Source organism: Bartonella refiksaydamii (assembly GCF_902652675.1).
Taxonomy (GTDB): domain Bacteria; phylum Pseudomonadota; class Alphaproteobacteria; order Rhizobiales; family Rhizobiaceae; genus Bartonella; species Bartonella refiksaydamii.
The window spans coordinates 6507-24320 of record NZ_LR736312.1 but is presented as its reverse complement, the minus strand read 5'-3'; the positions used below and the strand labels follow the sequence as shown (position 1 = coordinate 24320).

Here is a 17814-nt window from a genome sequence, read left to right as displayed (position 1 = left end):
TCTGGCAATGCACCAGTACCTACATCATCAACTGTAACTCCCTCCTTTTTTCCGTCTCCCTTAATTGTCATGGTATCAAGAAGATACCTCCCCCCGAAACGTGATAAAAATGAGCCAGCCCCCTTAAAATTAACAGTACTACCTGACATCCTAACCTGTGCACCAAAACCACTAACAATACCAATCCCCTTTGTCTTCAAATTATCTGGCACAATCTCAATATTTACACGAACTAAAGCAACATCCGTTGCTTTCCCCGTTGCATAAACAGCGTGCGAAGTCCCCACAATTGAGCCTTCTGTCATTTTAATAACTGCATTGTCAGCACGAAGACTAGGGGCACTCTTAAAATTTGAATCTGTTAAAATAAGCGTTCCTCCATCTTTTACATATCCACCATATGCAGATATTGTATCCGGATTGTCTCCTAAGACAGTTATCTGTGACGCCTCAACAACCGTACCCTTTTTTTCTACATATATAGCTGCAATGGGAGCAGAAAGAGAGGAATCTCCCTGAGAACTTTTTAAGTTATAAGTTTTATCTTTAATTGTGTGTTTCTCACCATCACTGCATCTATAAAATGGAGCCTCGTCATTACAAGAATTTCTAGAATTCGCATTAATATTAACGATTGGCAAAGAAAAAACCGCAGCGGCTATAAAAATAAATAAAGTCCTATAACCTTTAACTACATGAATCATAATTCTACCACAAATTCTTCCCCACCCCTTGTTAAGAACACACAACATCTGAAATAACGCTAAATTAAATATTTGAAGAATCAGAAGTATAAAACTTAAATACTCATTTTATACTTTATATAACACTCTATATTTTTGTAAAACCTATCTTATATTTCACGGGTATCTAAAAACGGTAGCGTAAACCACCAGAAAAACTCACTCCTGAGAAACCAGCTTTGGTAAGCTTATGCTGATAAGTCACGTCTCCATGCAAGGCAAATTTTGAAGATAGTTGAGCATTAAATCCCCCCCAATTTCTAGAGAAGAGCCAAAAGCACCCAATTGGAATTTATCTCCAAAATATACAAATTGTTTTCTTCCAAAATTATGAGCAAAATGAAGCTTCCCATTGAAAGAAACAACGTGCCCCATTTGGGATGCCGTAAGAGTCTTAGTCATACGTCCCCCAACACGCATCACCCACTGATCAAGTCTCCCCATCTTAATATCAAAACCATCGATATCAGACGTTTTATCAAATTGCAGATTTTGATAAATAACCTGAATCTGTGATTCAAAAACAAGACCTTTATACCCTGCCATAAACGCTTTACCAAAAATCAATGAAGCGCTTAGAGGATTTCCTTTTAATGTTGCCGTCTTTCCCCTCGCAAGGGCAAGAACATCACCCTTAAACAAACCATAAGAAAGAAGACTATCTAGATAAGAACCCGCATCGTGCTGCATGCTGGCATACGCTGCAACAGACCATTTATCAAACGAACTTTTTTTGCTCTCTACAACATCCTGAGGTTGTAAAGCAATTTTTCCATATGTTCCTATAATTCCAAAGGCTGTAGTACGATGTGCGCTCTCAACTGCTTTGAGCAAAACACCCGCCTCTACAGCATTATAGTCAAGATTGCCTCTATAGCCATATTTAAGAGTAGAAAGATCTGCGCCATAATGATGGCTCCCGCCGTACCATCGCATAAAAAAGGCAGAATTTCTGCCACTTTCTAAAAAATCTCCCGAAGCAACACGTAGTGCTTCCAACTGCTTGTTTTGATTGCTAATATCCATCAAGCCAGCACGAAACAAAGCATTTGGCAAGAGCAGATAGGTTGGAACTTGTGGTACAACCGCCTGAATTTCCCATTCAGGATAAAAAACAGAATCTGTAGAATCGGCTACAACATAATCACGGACAGCTCTAGATCCGATGGAACGTGATACACGCGAACGAGATACAGCCTTTTTCAACAGAGATGTTTTCGACTGATAATAACGAAAAGAATTCGGTATATACTCAGCTTCAAGGCGAAAATCCCAAAAATCTCCATTACTCTCACCCGAATTTGGTTTAACCAACCTATTCTCATCTTTCGCTTTCCCAAGAGAGGAACTTTGACCATAAGCACGAAGACTATACCGATAAGGTTCCCCTCTTAGAGCTACGTAATTAGTCGCCAATTTAAAAGAATCTTCCTCTGCCTCTCCATAAACCTGAACAATTGAAACACTATGCGCATCTCTTTGCTCGTTTATGTTAAGGCTTTCTCTTTTTCCTGAATTTGCTGACACTTCCATGACATGCACTTTGGTTTTTCCATACACGTTCCCATAGATTAAAAGTTTATCAGCCTTTATTCCTTTATTTTGACCATCTGTAGCAAGAGATGCATTTACAAGAAGGCGCGCACCACTCGCAACATAAGCATAATCTAAACCATTATCATCATCCAATTTTCCAACGTGAAGAGTCTGATACTGACCGCCTACTGGTTTCCTAAAAAAAATGGAACTATCAATGATCCTCATAAACGAAACAGATGAAACAGGCCATTTGTTATTTTTCCCTGGTGACAAAGTCCATTGCGATTTATTAGACAACTCAATTTCAGCATAAGAGCTTTTATCAACATGCGCTCTCCCTGCAAGAAAAGAAGCATCAGCCTCAATGGCCACATACGAGTTATTCTTAACTGCTAATAACCGATTAGCAAAAATACGTGAACCCTCCGATACCGTGATATAAGGAAATCTTCCAGCATCATCAATATAAACAGCCGTACCATCAGGAACTTTAAAGGTAGTATTTTTGAATTGAATCTCTCCTAATCCAACTAACAGCTCTCCTTCCATACGGCTCTCTTCGGAGGAATTTCCCTGAAAATGCAATCCAAAGGATTCGCGCCCTTTAATCGTAATATCTGAGCTTTCAAACACAACATTAGACATATTTTGTAAAGAACCATCATGAGAAAAAACTGCTTGCGCACTTTCACCTACTAAGCCATAAACATCGGTAATATCAACCTTACCATCCCTAACAAAAAGAGAACCGCCTTGCTCCACACCAAAAACTGCCTGATGCATACCATTATTACGGACACCTACTTTTTTGCCACGTCCAGTAACGGAAATATTATCCAGAATGATCCTCTCATTTTGCTGCGCAACCACCTCTGATGTAATCGTTTTAGATTCTTTAAATTGTAAAGTCCCTTTAAATCCTAGCCCCTCAGTCTCTCCTACTTTAATGGCTAATTCATCAAACTTTCTTATGGCCATAACACCAGAAAAACCAATATCAGCGGTATATGTGTGAGATTCATCATTACCCCTAACCTTCCCAAGCGCATCACATGGATACAACTTTAAAAAGGAATTACCCAAAAGCTTAGAACTTTGCGCATAAGCATTTATATAGGGTATAAAGAAAAAAAACAGACGTTATAATGGTAAATGAACACACATTGTGTTTTAAGATTTTAATCATAATTTACTTATAAACTTTCTTTTCTCATTCGCATCGAAAGCTGAAGAGACATATCTACCAATAAATACATTATGTTTTATTTTTGTAATTCACTTTGAGTTATATGTAAAGCAAAAGTCAAAGAAGCAACACAATAAGGACGCAATCTATACTTGTAATTTTTACAGAAAAGAAAGAAGCAAATTAAAAATGATAGCTTAATCCGCCAGAAAAACGCGTTCCCAAAAAACCAGCTTTGGTAAATTTATGTTGGTAAATTAAATCACTATGAAATGTAACCTTTGGAGACAGTTGCGCATAAACGCCAAATCCGGCTTCTAGAAAAGAACCAAAAGCGCCCAACAAGAAAGTATCTCCCAAATGCACACGTTGTTTATCACTAAAATCACGAACAAAATGAAGTTTTCCATAGAAAGAAACAACATGCGCTTCTTTAATCACAGCCAGTTCCTTGGTTAAACGTCCCCCAATACGCATCATCCAATAATCTGGGTTTCTCATTTCAATATTAAAGCCGTCAACATCATGTGTCTTATTAAACCGAAGATGTTGATAAACAAACTGTATCTGGGGTTCCAAAACAAAATTTTTACACCTCATCATAAATGCTTTACCAGCCGTTAACGAAACACTCAGAGGTTTACCCCTTAATGTTGCCGTCTTGCCTCGTGCAAAGGTAAGAACATCCCCATTAAACAGACCATAAGATAACAGACCATCCATATAAAAGCCTGCGTCATGCTGCATGCTGCCATATGCTGTCACCGTCCATTTATCAAATGTACTTTCTTGGCTTTGTTCAACATTCAAAGGCTGTAAAGAGACTTTTCCATACGTCCCCATAACTCCAAAAGATGTAGTACTGTATGCACTCTCGATATTTGTCAGCAAAGTCCCAGCTTCTATAGCATTGTAATCAAGCTCGCCTCCATAACCATATTCAAGTGCGGATAAGTTTGAAACATAACGATTATTGCTGCCATAACCACGCACAAACAAAGCAGAATTTTTATCAACTTTCAACGATCGACGAGAAATAATCCGCAGTGTTTCCAACTGCTTATTTTGATTGTTGATATCCATCAAACCAGCATGGAATAAGCTATTTGGCAAAAAGAGATAAATTGAAACTTGTGGGACAACAGCTTTCACATTTCGCTTAAAATGTGAGAAAGGTTCAGAAGCAAGAACAACCTTAGGCATAACAGAAACACGATCTCGCTCGGAGACATTAGAGTCCCCCTCGAGCGTGACAAGAACAGATGCAAGAGCAAATTTATCATCCGACACGTTAGAAAGAACTAAAGGATGTTTCTTCAGAGTATCAACGTCAACAGGTCTAACGGATGTAGGAAAAGTAGCACCAGATGCAACAGAAATAGAACGAGAAGCAGACGGGCGACTCAAAACCTTAGATTCATTGACAAAAGCTCCAACGGGTGTAACAATCGGAAAACTTGGTGCAGCAGGAAGAAAAAGTGAAGGGCTTGGGTCTTCAGGACTTTTCCCAAGTTTATGAAAAGCATCCTCATCTTCTACAACATCAGAAAGTAGATCCGGAAAAGAAGAGGGAGTATTGTTAGGAGGAATCCGACCAGACATAGGGAAATAATTAATAACAAATAAATCCGTAGGATCAGAAGAAGTAGGCTGAATCATCTCACTCTCTAAGCGGAAATCCCAAAATTCTTCTTCACCCTTAAGCACTCTTTGAGATGAGTCGGCTCTCCCTAAAGAAAAACTTGGACCATAAGCATGGAGGCTATACTGATAAGGTGAACCTTGCAGTGTAACATAACCACCGTTTAACTGAAAAGAATCTTTATTCGCAGTTCCATAAACTTGAATAATGGAAATCCCCTTGCTATTTCCGCGCTCCCCCGTATAGTCTCCTCTACTCCCCAAGGCGCCTTGCACATATACTGTTGTTGTTCCCAAAACATCGCCATGAATTAAAAGCCGATCCGTTTTTTGCTCTTGAAGAGTCCCCACTTTATCTAGGTATGTATTGAGATAAAGATGCGCATTACCTTGCGCTTTATAAACCACACCTGATCCTTTTCCAACGAGAAGTGTTTTGTAAGCATCACCTGTTTTTAGTTCTTTAAAAATTTTAGTTCTCTAAAAAAAAAGAGAACTATCAGCAAGATCTAGCGATGAAACAGATGAATAATCACCTAATTGAGAACCAGAAGAAGCAACATTTTGCAATTTTTCGTATTTTGGTCTCGATAAAATCCATTTTGAATCATTTTTTAATTGTAGCGTGGCAGTAGAATTTTTATCAACATACGTTCCCCCTATAAGAGTGGAAGCATCAACTGTAATTTTTACAGTGGAATTTTCCTCAGCCTTCAGCAATAAATCACCAAAAGCTGTTGAATCTCGTGAGAGTTTAATAGAACTCTCAAATTGACGACTATAAATAGCAGCACTTTCTGGAACCATAAAAGACGTCTTTGTTAAATGGATAGCCCCTTGTCCGAGTAGGATTGTTTTTTTTCCATTAAATACAGCTTCCCCAAAAAACGCATCCCATTAAATGCTGGATTCCTTACCATAACAGTGGAGTTTTATATGAGCAGTATTATTATCATTCCCCTGTAATGAAAGACCATGAGTATTAATAACATTAATGCTCCCTTTCTGAAAAATAATAAAACCACCACCTTGAAGCATATTAAGAGCAGAATCTTCACTATGGCGACCTGTATTCGTCACCAGACTTCCTCCCCCAGTAATAGAAACACCATCTAAAATAACTTTACCGCCTCCTGCTGTTTGAACTCCGATACCATTTGTAAAATCAATCTTTCCCGCTTTCATCTCAATTTTTGCACTGCCTTGGCTAAAAAGACTTATCGCACCAGCTGTTGTTTTAATTTCTGCATTCCTAAAAAATAAAAGATTCCTCACTAGCTACGCTGATACCCATTCTGGTTGCGTTAATCACTCCATCTTGCATTTCAAAAGCTCCTCCCTCATCAACATCAGCACCTACTGACACATTATTTAAAATGGAATTGAACAGAGCAACACCTCCCCCTGTTGATGCTTTTACACCTGTTGTCCAAGAGCTTTTTCCTGAATAACCATTTGCATCCGAAACGCCGTTAATGATTATACCGTCTGCCTCAATGACTGTATCTTCCCCCCATGCCTCTATGGCTACCTCATGGCTTTCACCAGTGAGTTGATATTTTTTTTGGAGATTTCATGCATTTTACCATCATTACACCGATAAAATGGCTCACTGTCACTACATGAAAACTGAGCCTTCTTAGAAGATGACTTACTGTCATTAACATCGTGCACAAAGAAAAAAATAATCGTTGTAAAAACACATAAAGAGAGATGATTTTTATATATTGTGATCATAATTTTACTACAAACTTTCTTCCCCTTCCTCTAACAAACAAAAATAAGCGTCCTGCTTAATTACTTTAATTGCACACAACGTATAAAACACGTTATGTATTTTATTGATCCATTTTGTGTTTTATATAAAGCGAAAATAAAAAATATCACAATCTAAAATTGTAATGTTCACAAAAAATACATAAAAATACAATTTACAAATGTACACTGATCGGGAAAATCACCATAAAAAGCACAAAGAAACCCAACAAGAAAACATTTTAGCATTTTTAAGACATGTAAGGGGCTTGTTTTCAAAATTGCTTGCAAAATAACTCACAAATAGCAAAAAGCCACAAATATAACTTGTGGCTTTTTAAAGAACTGACCTAAAACGTAATTACACTAAAACTGGTAGCGTACTCCACCAGAAAAACTTATTCCAGAAAAACCAGCCTTAGTTAGTTTGTGCTGATAAACCAGATCACCGTGAAGCGCAAATTTTTGAGACAATTGCGCATTAACACCTAATCCCGTTTCTAGCGAAGAGCCAAAAGCACCTAACTGGAAAGCATCTTTAAACTGCACCGATTTTTTTCCTCCAAAACCATGCGCAAAATAAAGCTTACCATAGAAAGAAACAGGTTTTCCTCCTTCAGACACTGTAAGAGTCTTGCTCAAACGTCCACCAACACGTGCCACCCACTGATCAAGTTTGCCCATCTCAATGTCAAAACCATCAATATCACGGGCTTTATTAAATTGGAGATGTTGGTAAATAACCTGAACCTGTGGATCAAAGACAAAACCTTCATACCCCGTTGCTAATGTCTGACCACCAATCAACGAAACACTGAGAGGATTAGCCTTCAATGTTGCTGTCTTACCCCGTGCAAGGGTGAAAACATCACCTTTGAACAGACCATAAGAAAGAAGACCATCTACATAAAAGCCCGTATCATGCTGCAAGCTACCATAAGCCGTAGCAGTCCATTTATCAAAGGTACTCTTTTTGCTTTGTTCAACATCGCGAGGCTGGAGAGAAAGCTTGCCATAAGTTCCCATAACCCCAAAAGATATGGCACTATCAGCATTTTCAATTGTTTGTAGCAAGAGATTTGCCTCTACACCACCATAGCTTAAAGAACTTCCGTAACCATATTCAAGTTCAGACAAATCTGAGGCATAACGGTAACTTCCACCATAGCCATGCAAATATAAAGCAGGATTTTCACGAGTCCCTACCATTCCACTGGAAGTCGTCCGTAGTCTCTCCAACTGCTTGTTTTGATTGCTGATATCCATCAAACCGGCTTGGAAGATACTATTTGGTAAAGTCAAATAAGTCGGAACTTGCGGAACAACAGATCTTACTGCTCGCTCGGTATGAGAATAGGACCCAACCCTAGAGACAACATTTGCATCAAAACCACCAAACTTAACATACTGATTCTCTAAATTACCCTCATCATTTTTTACATTAGACACTGTTTCAGCATAAACATTGTTTGACACTGTTTCAGCATAAACATTGTTTAACACTGTTTCAGCATAAACATTGTTTACTGTCTCGCTACGAGCAGTATTTTCACTTGCTGTTTCTAAAGTTTGACTTGGAACGGGCACATTATTTACTTCAGCTTCACTCGTATCAACACCAGCTTTCTCGGCAGTATTATATCCAGAAACACGAGGCTCGACTTTTTGGCTTTCTAAACGAAAATCCCAAAATGCTCCATTCCCTTCAACTAATCTTTGAGAAGAACTTGCTTCTCCCAAATCAGATCCTAGACCATAAGCACGGAGTATATACTGATAAGGTGAATTGTTCAACGTAACATAACCGCCATACAGCTTAAAAGAATCCTTCCCTGCTTTCCCAGAAACTTGGATAATCGAAATTCCTTGATTATTTCCATTTCCAGTAGATCCCCCTGGACTTCCAGAAACGCTTTGCACATATACTGTCGTTGTTCCATCAACATCACCATGAACTAAAAGACGATCTGTCCGTTGTTTTTCTTTAGAACCACCCTCATTTAAATACGTATTGAGATAAAGACGTGCATCACCTTGCGCCTTATAAACCACACCTGATCCTTTCCCAATGTGGAGTGTCTGATAATTGCCATCTTCGCTGGAGTCTGGTTTTTCAAAAAGAATAGAACTATCAATCAGATGCACCAATGAAACCGATGAATCACCCTTAGAGTTAGAACTTTGCAAACTTTTATTTTTCGGTCGCGTTAAGGTCCATTTTGATCCATCCTCCAGCCGAAATAGAGCATCAGAGCTTTCATCAATATGAGCCCCCCCTATAAGTGTAGAACTCTCTTCAGCTACAAACTTCACAAAAGAATTATCCTCACCCTTCAGCAATAAATCTCCAGAAAGTGTAGACTTTTGTAATACAACACTCCCCCCAGATTTTTTGCTATAAATAGCCGCACTATTTGGAACCGTAAAACTGGTACCACGTAAACCAACAGCCCCGCGCTTTAATACGCCTTCCCTCGGCAGTAGAGCTTCATATAAACCAGCATCCCCCCAAACATAAGCACTTTTTTTCTCGGCCCCCTTTCCTAATCTCTTATACCTCTTTAAATCCTCATCATTATAGTGCTCTTCCCCATCAAAAAGATAGATGCCATAAGATGTATTACCCTTCACTACAACAGTGGAATCGTTTATATTAATACTACCTTCAATTCCTGGAAATGAAATGCCATGAGCATTAGAAACGTCGACCTTACCTTCATTAAAACGGATATAGCCAGAAAACTTGGATAACTGAAAAGCCGAGTTCTCACTATTATCTACATTCATCACCTGACCACCCGTTTGGGTAATGGAACCTGCCGTTAAATAAACAGATCCCGCATTAATTGCTTGAACTCCTACAGCATTTGTAAAGTCAATCTTTGCATTTTCTATGTAAACGTCTGCAAAATTACGGGATACTACACCTTTCCAAGAGCTTTTATTCGAACTACCACTATTTGAATCTTCCTTAATAGTTATATTCCACCCTGTAATCTTTGTCTTTAGCCCAGATGCTTCTATAATCGCTCCTTCAACATTATCTTTATCAGTTTTTTGATAAGTTTTATTGTAAATGGAGTGCTTTTTATCATCATTGCACCGATAAAATGAGGCATTTTCATTGCATGAAAATTGTTCTCTATCATTTTGCGCCTTACCACTAACAACAGCCTTAGCTTCAGCAGCGCGAGTTTCTACCTCAGCACCTGCATTGAGTAAAAAAAATAGGATAGCTGTTGTGAAAGCACATAATGAAAGATGTCTTTTAAATACCTTGTTCATAGTTCCACCGTTTCTTACCATCTCATAAAAAAATACTCTGCCAAAATATTTTGACCACGAGCAACACATTTAATACATTCTGCAATATATTAAGCAAGTAAATAGTGTTTTTTGTATTTTTTGTAAATGTAAAAACAAAAAAATATTGCAATTTAAAGTTGTAATATTTAAAAAATACAAGTAAAACGATGTAAAATAAGAAATTTGGAAATTATTGAGCACAAAAATCCGCTCTCATTTTTCAAGAAGAAAAACTTCAAAAAAACTAAAAAAAATCTAACTGAAAAGTGCATTCAAAATGCACAAGACATCTTTCTTCAAAAATATTAGGCAATAAAAACTTTTGAAGAAAATGAAAAAGCCACAAGCGATGCTTGTGGCTTTTGAAAAATTACCCAAAAACATAACGAAACTAGAATTTATAGCGAAATCCACCGGAAAAACTGGTACCAGAAAAACCAGCCTTAGTTAGTTTGTGCTGATAAACCAGATCACCGTGAAGCGCAATTTTTTGAGACAATTGCGCATTAACACCTAATCCCGTTTCTAGCGAAGAGCCAAAAGCACCTAACTGGAAAGCATCTTTAAAGTGCACAAACTGTTTTCCTCCAAAACCATGCGCAAAATGAAGCTTGCCATAGAAAGACACAACTCGTGCTTCATCGGTTGCAGTAATAGTCTTTGTCAAACGTCCACCAACACGTGCTATCCACTGATCAAGTTTGCCCATGTCAATATCAAAATTATCAATATCACGGGACTTATTGAAATGGAGGCGCTGATAAACAACTTGAACCTGTGGATCAAAAATAAGCCCTCTATCCCCTATTATAAACGCCTTACCAGTAGTTAACGAAGCGCTTAGAGGATTGCCCTTTAATGTTGTAGTCTTGCCACGAGCAAGAGTAAGAACATCACCCTTAAACAAACCATAGGATAAAAGACTATCAGCATAAAAGCCCGTATCCCACTGCATACCACCATATGCTGTTACTGACCATTTATTAAACATGCTTTTTTGGCTTTGTTCAACATCTAAAGGTTGCAAAGAAAGTCTCTCATAAGACCCGATAATGCCAAAAGAAGTAGCGCCATATGCATTTTCAACTGTTTGCGACAAAACACCTGCCTCTATGGCATTATAATCAAGCTCACCTCCATAACCATATTCAAGCGCGGAAAGATTTGATGCATAACGGTGATTACCACCATAACCACGCACAAAAAAAGCAGGATTTTCACGAATTTCTAACATTCCACTGGAAGTGGTTCGCAAAGCCTCTAACCGATTATTTTGATTGCTAATATTAATCAAACCTGCATGAAATAAAGCATTTGGCAAAAGCAGATAAGTCGAAACTTGCGGAACAACAGCCTTAATTTCCGGACTAGGAGAAGGTTCTGGACTAGGTTGGGGAGTCGGAGAAGGTTCAGGTCTAGGAGACGGCTCTGGTTCAGGTCTAGGACCAATATATCTATTTTCTAGACGAAAATCCCAAAATTTCCCGCTACCTCCAACTAATCTCTGACCCGAATCCGCTTCTCCCAAATCAGATGTTGAACCATAAGCATAAAGTTGATACTGATAAGGTGTATGTCCTAACGTGGCATATCCCCCTTCCAACTCGAACGAATCCTTCTCTGCCTTTCCAGAAACCTGAATAATGGAAATACCTTGATTATTTCCACCACTCCCCGTATGTCCCCCCAGACTCCCTGAAACACCATGCACATGCACTGTCGTTTTTCCAGAAACATCACCATGAATCAAAAGACGATCAGTTTTTTGCTTATCAAGTCCTCCTCCCTCATTTAAATGTGTGTTAAGATGAATACGTGCACCATCTCGCACCTCATACGCCGCACCCGTTCCTGTTCCAATATTGAGTGTTTGGTAAATGTAACTCTGATCAGGTTTTAATTTTGTAAACTTAATAGCACTATCATTCATAAGAGTGACGTGTGAGACAGATGAATTATTTGGAAAACTAGGTCCATTCTGTTCTCTCTTTTGCGGCTTTTGTAATATCCACGTCGAACCATTTCTCAAATAAAGTTCGGCTGTAGAATTATCATCAACAGAAGTACTCCCTTCAAGAGTAGAGGAATCTGCTAAAACTTTTACTAAAGCGCCCTTTTCAGCTCTTAATAATGAACGTCCTGAAAGAGTGCCTTGCATTAAATTAACAACTCCAAAAGTTTTGTCAGTACTATAAATAGCTGTACTATCTGGAACAGAAAATACCGTCTCTCTTAAATAAATATCCTCTGTTCTGGGTGGAGTTTTATCTTGGTTCAGATTCTCTTCATTCCTATATTCTGGTGATGTCTTCTGCCCCTTAAAATATATACCGTAGGAGTTATCTCCATTCACCATAACAGAAGAAGATTCTATATTAACCTTAGTTGTACGGTCACTTTTCAATAAGCTCTCAAGCGGCAAAATAGAATTAAAAATATGGACTGTATTTTCTGACAATATGCCATGGGTATTTGTAACATCGATAATGCCATCTTTAAAATTAATAGAACCACCTACACCCATTAAAAAAAACGCGTGATTTTTGTCCTTACTTCCCTTTCCAGTAATATTAACCTTCTCGAAATTTACCTTCCCACCTAATGCCGAAGAAATCCCATAACCATCTGTGAAGTCAATTGATCCACCCACAATCGAAATTTCTGAACGGCCAGAACTCAAAAGACTTACCGTCCCCCCGCTCATCTTAATTTTTGTATCCTCTAAAAGAATAGATGCATTATTTATTGCCTCAACACCCTTATGACTTCCCTCAATATTTCCTTTCTTTATCTCAATTACTCCATTGTCAGCATAAAAAGCTGTACCTACATTCTTGAGTATTGGATTTTTCAAAACAATCTTTCCGTTCTCAAACACAGAAACACCACGCGTAAAAGATTTATCAGAAACCTCACTGTTAACAGTTATATTTTCCCCCATAACTGTCGTACCTATCCCCTTTACCATTATAGCAGTAGCATTAGAGCGCCCACCATTACGAGGAACTTCATAATACCGATACCTCATTGTATCCGTTTCACAGTTATCGCATATATAACTCAATCCATCATATACAATAAGCCTTTGTTTTTGATAAGAATATCTGATATAAGCTCTGTTAATCCCGCTCTCCCCGCTAAGAGGTTTAGATCCATTATTCCCGCTAAGGTTATCTCCTCTATCTCCGTCAAGAGGCTTAGAGCTATTATACTCATTAAGGTTACTCCCTAAAAACCTACTAAGGTCCCTATAGTCAACAAACCCACTAAAATCACTTCCGTTATATCCGTTCCTGTCGATATCTTTATCCGAATTGATCGGAATGGCACTGATATCTGTAAGAAAAACACCAAAGGGTACACTAACAACGGAACCCTTATCACCATTTTCCTTAGGCAGCCAACTAGTACGCAATGGGGTAACGCGAATATTATAAGGCATTCTCCCAGACTCTTCTGCATTTGCACCAACTACTAATCCATTTTGTAGCAAAGAAAAGATAGCCGTTGTGAAAGCACATAAACATACATGACTTTTAAACACTTTAATCATAGTTCCCTCGAAACTTTTATTCCCCTCTCATTGAAAACAAAAGCATTCGCGAAAACACCTCGGTGGACACCTCACAATAGAAAAAGGTGAAACCAAAAAGATGCATCAACTGCTCATTTGACCCGTGCAATGAATTATCCAGATAAACTTGGCTGAAGATCTACGCACAGTACAACAACCACTTATGAGAGAATAGTCATCTAGCACACTTAATGAGTGTATAATACATTGTGCGTTTAGTGTAAAGCAAAATAAAAGCATAGAGTGCAATTAATTAAGTTCACAATCTATCATTGTGAACTTTAAAAAATTGACCAAAGATATGCATAAAAAAGTTATCTAAATCAGTAAAAACAAATTCTAAAAACCAGCATTAAGAAGCATCTAGCATTATAACGGATAAACCAGATTACCATAAAAGTAGGATATTTTAAGATATTATACTCTGACACCAGCCTCCCCCTATCATTAAAGAGCCCCTATAAGCCAGTCACTATACTGTGTCATTATCTCTAAAAATTTTAAGAAAATTTGTTTTAACATAAAAAGATGCTTTCACACGTAAAACAAACAGAAGAATATTGTGACTTTCGTATCAAAAGGCTAGGACCTTTCAATAGCAACACAAATTGTTATAAAGCAAAAAGGCAGCATATTGTGCTGCCTTTTCATAAAGATACATATTAGACCTTACACTAAAACTGGTAGCGTACTCCACCAGAAAAACTTATTCCAGAAAAACCAGCCTTAGTTAGTTTGTGCTGATAAACCAGATCACCGTGAAGCGCAAATTTTTGAGACAATTGCGCATTAACACCTAATCCCGTTTCTAGCGAAGAGCCAAAAGCACCTAACTGGAAAGCATCTTTAAACTGCACCGATTTTTTTCCTCCAAAACCATGCGCAAAATAAAGCTTACCATAGAAAGAAACAGGTTTTCCTCCTTCAGACACTGTAAGAGTCTTACTCAAACGTCCACCAACACGTGCCACCCACTGATCAAGTTTGCCCATCTCAATGTCAAAACCATCAATATCACGGGCTTTATTAAATTTGAGATGTTGGTAAACAACCTGAACCTGTGGATCAAAGACAAAACCTTCATACCCCGTTGCTAATGTCTGACCACCAATCAACGAAACACTGAGAGGATTAGCCTTCAATGTTGCTGTCTTACCCCGTGCAAGGGTGAAAACATCACCTTTGAACAGACCATAAGAAAGAAGACCATCTACATAAAAGCCCGTATCATGCTGCAAGCTACCATAAGCCGTAGCAGTCCATTTATCAAAGGTACTCTTTTTGCTTTGTTCGACATCGCGAGGCTGGAGAGAAAGCTTGCCATAAGTTCCCATAACCCCAAAAGATATGGCACTATCAGCATTTTCAATTGTTTGTAGCAAGAGATTTGCCTCTACACCACCATAGCTTAAAGAACTTCCGTAACCATATTCAAGTTCAGACAAATCTGAGGCATAACGGTAACTTCCACCATAGCCATGCAAATATAAAGCAGGATTTTCACGAGTCCCTACCATTCCACTGGAAGTCGTCCGTAGTCTCTCCAACTGCTTGTTTTGATTGCTGATATCCATCAAACCGGCTTGGAAGATACTATTCGGTAAAGTCAAATAAGTCGGAACTTGCGGAACAACAGATCTTACTGCTCGCTCGGTATGAGAATAGGACCCAACCCTAGAGACAACATTTGCATCAAAACCACCAGACTTAACATACTGATTCTCTAAACGGAAATTCCAAAATTCTCCACCGTCCTTTTTAAATTTCTGCTGAACATGTTCCGGTTTCGAAGTCATTTCTGGACTATAAGAACGAAGAGTATATTTGTAAGGTGAATTCCCCAGCGCAACATAATTACCATCCAGTTGGAAAGAATCTTTTTCTGCCTTTCCATAAACCTGAATAATGGAAACACTATGCGCTACTTTATCACTTCCGTTGTTTTCTCCTACACTTCCAGAAATATTCACCATAGTTTTTCCAGAAACATCACCATGGATCAAAAGCCTATCGGATACTTGTTTATCCTTTGGAGCGTTAGGATTCAAAAGTGCATTGAAGGAAATAACAGAATTACCGGAAGCACTATAGACAGTACCTTTTCCTTCTCCGATACGAAGTGTCTGATATTCCTCTCCGGTTTCTGGAGCTATAAACTCAATTCTACTGTCGACAAGATTTACAAAGGAAACACACGAACCCACACAATCTGGATCAGGGGCTTGTAAATTCTGATGCACAGCCCTTGACAGAAGCCACTCTGACCCATTGGTCAAATCTAATTTAGCATAAGAACCTTTATCAACGCGCGCACCACCTGAAATAATAGAGCTATCAACCCGAAGCGATATATTGGAATTATTCTCAGCTTTCAACAGCAAGTCACCCGAAAGAGTTGTTCCATTTTCTAAAGAAACACGACCACCAGAATTATTACCATAAATAGCTATGCTTTTCAGTACTTCAAAATTGGTTTTTTTCAATGTAACCGTTCCCGATGTGCCAACAGGTGTTTTTTCCTGTACAGGTACGGCGCCTTGCTTAATGCTCCTTGTTTTCCTAACAGAATTCCCATTCACAACCTGTTTCTGCCCATTTGCTAGTCTTTGTGTAGTACCATCAAAATATATACCATAGGATTTATCACCTTGCACTATAACACTAGAAGATTCGATATTAGCGTGATTCACAGAGGAGAGAACGTCTGAAGCGCCTTTCCTAATGTCGCCATCAGCAACCCTAATCCACAAAGCATTTGCATCAGTAGTAACATGTCCCTCAGCAAAATCAACAGAACCATTATTACTCAACAGAAAAGCCGCACGCCCAAACTTCTCTGCAACACCCGATTGCGCGTTTTGTTTTTTCGCAATAATGCTCACTTTTTTTAATGCAACATTTCCCCCAGACTCCGACCGAACTGCCACTCCCTCGGCAAGAGAAATCGTCCCTGTGTCCATGGTTATCTTACCACCATCACTAGCCAGAGCAGCTACAGCCAAATCTCCCACGACATTAATTTTCGTATGACTTAAGTCAACAGATGACCCTGATCCCGCCAAAGCACCCACATGGTGAGCAGTAACCGTTCCGTCGGCCATTTTGACCTTTCCACCTCTTTGCGCCTCAAGCCCAATCGAAGAAGATTGCACTGTTGTTTTTTGTTCCAAAACAATCTCTGCCGCCTCTTCCGCAAGCACAGCACTAACAGCCTGTAATTGAGTAGGATCAACATTATTTTTATCATTCGAAGAATCCGCACCACTAATGGTAGCACCCTCTAGCTTGATAACTGTATTTTGATTTTTTGCATGCACAGAATGCTGATTCTTATTACTTGCCTTTACTGTAGAATTTTTTATCGTATATGATTTGCCATCGCTACATGAATAAGGAGCAGACAATCCCTTCGTACCATTTCGCTCTGTATCATTACACTGAGAAGAAACAGCTTTTCCACCAGCATCTTCAACAGACACAACAACAGATTCCGCCTTTCTCCCTGAACCACCCAACGCAGAAGCAGACTCTGCAATTTCAGATCTCCCAAGTGTAGTGGGTTTCACAACCTCAGAATTCCCACGTGAAGAAGGAAGGGCAACAGTTGAAAGACTATTCTCTACATTATTAAGAGCGCCAGATCCTCCAAGACCAGAAGACAAAGGATCTCCAGATTCTTCAGATCGCAAAGATGTACCAGATGCATCATCAGCCGTTATAACATCACCTTCTTCATCATCCTCATCCTCTAAATTATCCTCATCATCTCCGCCAGAGCTAGCAAGATCATTAGATGCAGAACGTTCTACAGGCAGAGAACTTGCAGATGGCAGAGAAGAAGGAAGGGCAGCAGTTGAAGGACTATTCTCTACATTATTAGGAGCGCCAGATCCTCCAAGACCAGAAGACAAAGGATCTCCAGATTCTTCAGATCTCAAAGATGTACCAGATGCATCATTACCCGTTATAACATCACCTTCTTCATCATCCTCATCCTCTAAATCATCCTCATCATCTCCGCCAGAGCTAGCAAGATCATTAGATGCAGAACGTTCTACAGGCAGAGAACT

6 protein-coding genes and 2 pseudogenes are annotated in these 17814 nt (G+C 38.9%); all 8 read right to left on the bottom strand.

The features are described from left to right. Positions 1 to 704, bottom strand: a pseudogene (locus tag GQO39_RS06820) (autotransporter outer membrane beta-barrel domain-containing protein); the annotation flags it as partial. Between the two features lie 166 nt (positions 705 to 870). Next, positions 871 to 3468: pseudogene (locus GQO39_RS06815) on the bottom strand (autotransporter outer membrane beta-barrel domain-containing protein). Positions 3469 to 3651: 183 nt separating this feature from the next. After that, on the bottom strand, positions 3652 to 5580 hold the full coding sequence (locus GQO39_RS09255) for an autotransporter outer membrane beta-barrel domain-containing protein (protein WP_256375703.1): 1929 nt from the start codon (positions 5578 to 5580) through the stop codon (positions 3652 to 3654). 9 nt (positions 5581 to 5589) lie between these two features. Further along, positions 5590 to 5916, bottom strand: a complete 327-nt coding sequence (locus tag GQO39_RS09250; protein WP_246668542.1) for a hypothetical protein — start codon at positions 5914 to 5916, stop codon at positions 5590 to 5592. Positions 5917 to 6006: 90 nt separating this feature from the next. Further along, positions 6007 to 6384: a hypothetical protein gene (locus GQO39_RS09245; RefSeq protein WP_246668541.1), complete on the bottom strand. Its 378-nt coding sequence runs from the start codon at positions 6382 to 6384 to the stop codon at positions 6007 to 6009. A gap of 846 nt (positions 6385 to 7230) precedes the next feature. Next, a complete protein-coding gene (locus tag GQO39_RS06805; RefSeq protein ID WP_156851519.1) occupies positions 7231 to 10149 on the bottom strand; it encodes an autotransporter outer membrane beta-barrel domain-containing protein in 2919 nt (972 codons plus the stop codon). Positions 10150 to 10561: 412 nt separating this feature from the next. Then, entirely contained in the window at positions 10562 to 13723 is a 3162-nt protein-coding gene (locus tag GQO39_RS06800) for an autotransporter family protein (protein WP_156851518.1), read from the bottom strand. Positions 13724 to 14418: 695 nt separating this feature from the next. Further along, a partial coding sequence (locus tag GQO39_RS06795; protein ID WP_156851521.1) for an autotransporter outer membrane beta-barrel domain-containing protein occupies positions 14419 to 17814 on the bottom strand: 3396 nt, incomplete at its 5' end.

What these genes read in the sequence shown, in the direction of transcription:
- GQO39_RS09250 (WP_246668542.1), bottom strand. Translation starts at nt 5,916, where the DNA reads ATGGTTCCAGAAAGTGCTGCTATTTATAGTCGTCAATTTGAGAGTTCT.
- GQO39_RS06805 (WP_156851519.1), bottom strand. Translation starts at nt 10,149, where the DNA reads ATGAACAAGGTATTTAAAAGACATCTTTCATTATGTGCTTTCACAACA.
- GQO39_RS06800 (WP_156851518.1), bottom strand. Translation starts at nt 13,723, where the DNA reads ATGATTAAAGTGTTTAAAAGTCATGTATGTTTATGTGCTTTCACAACG.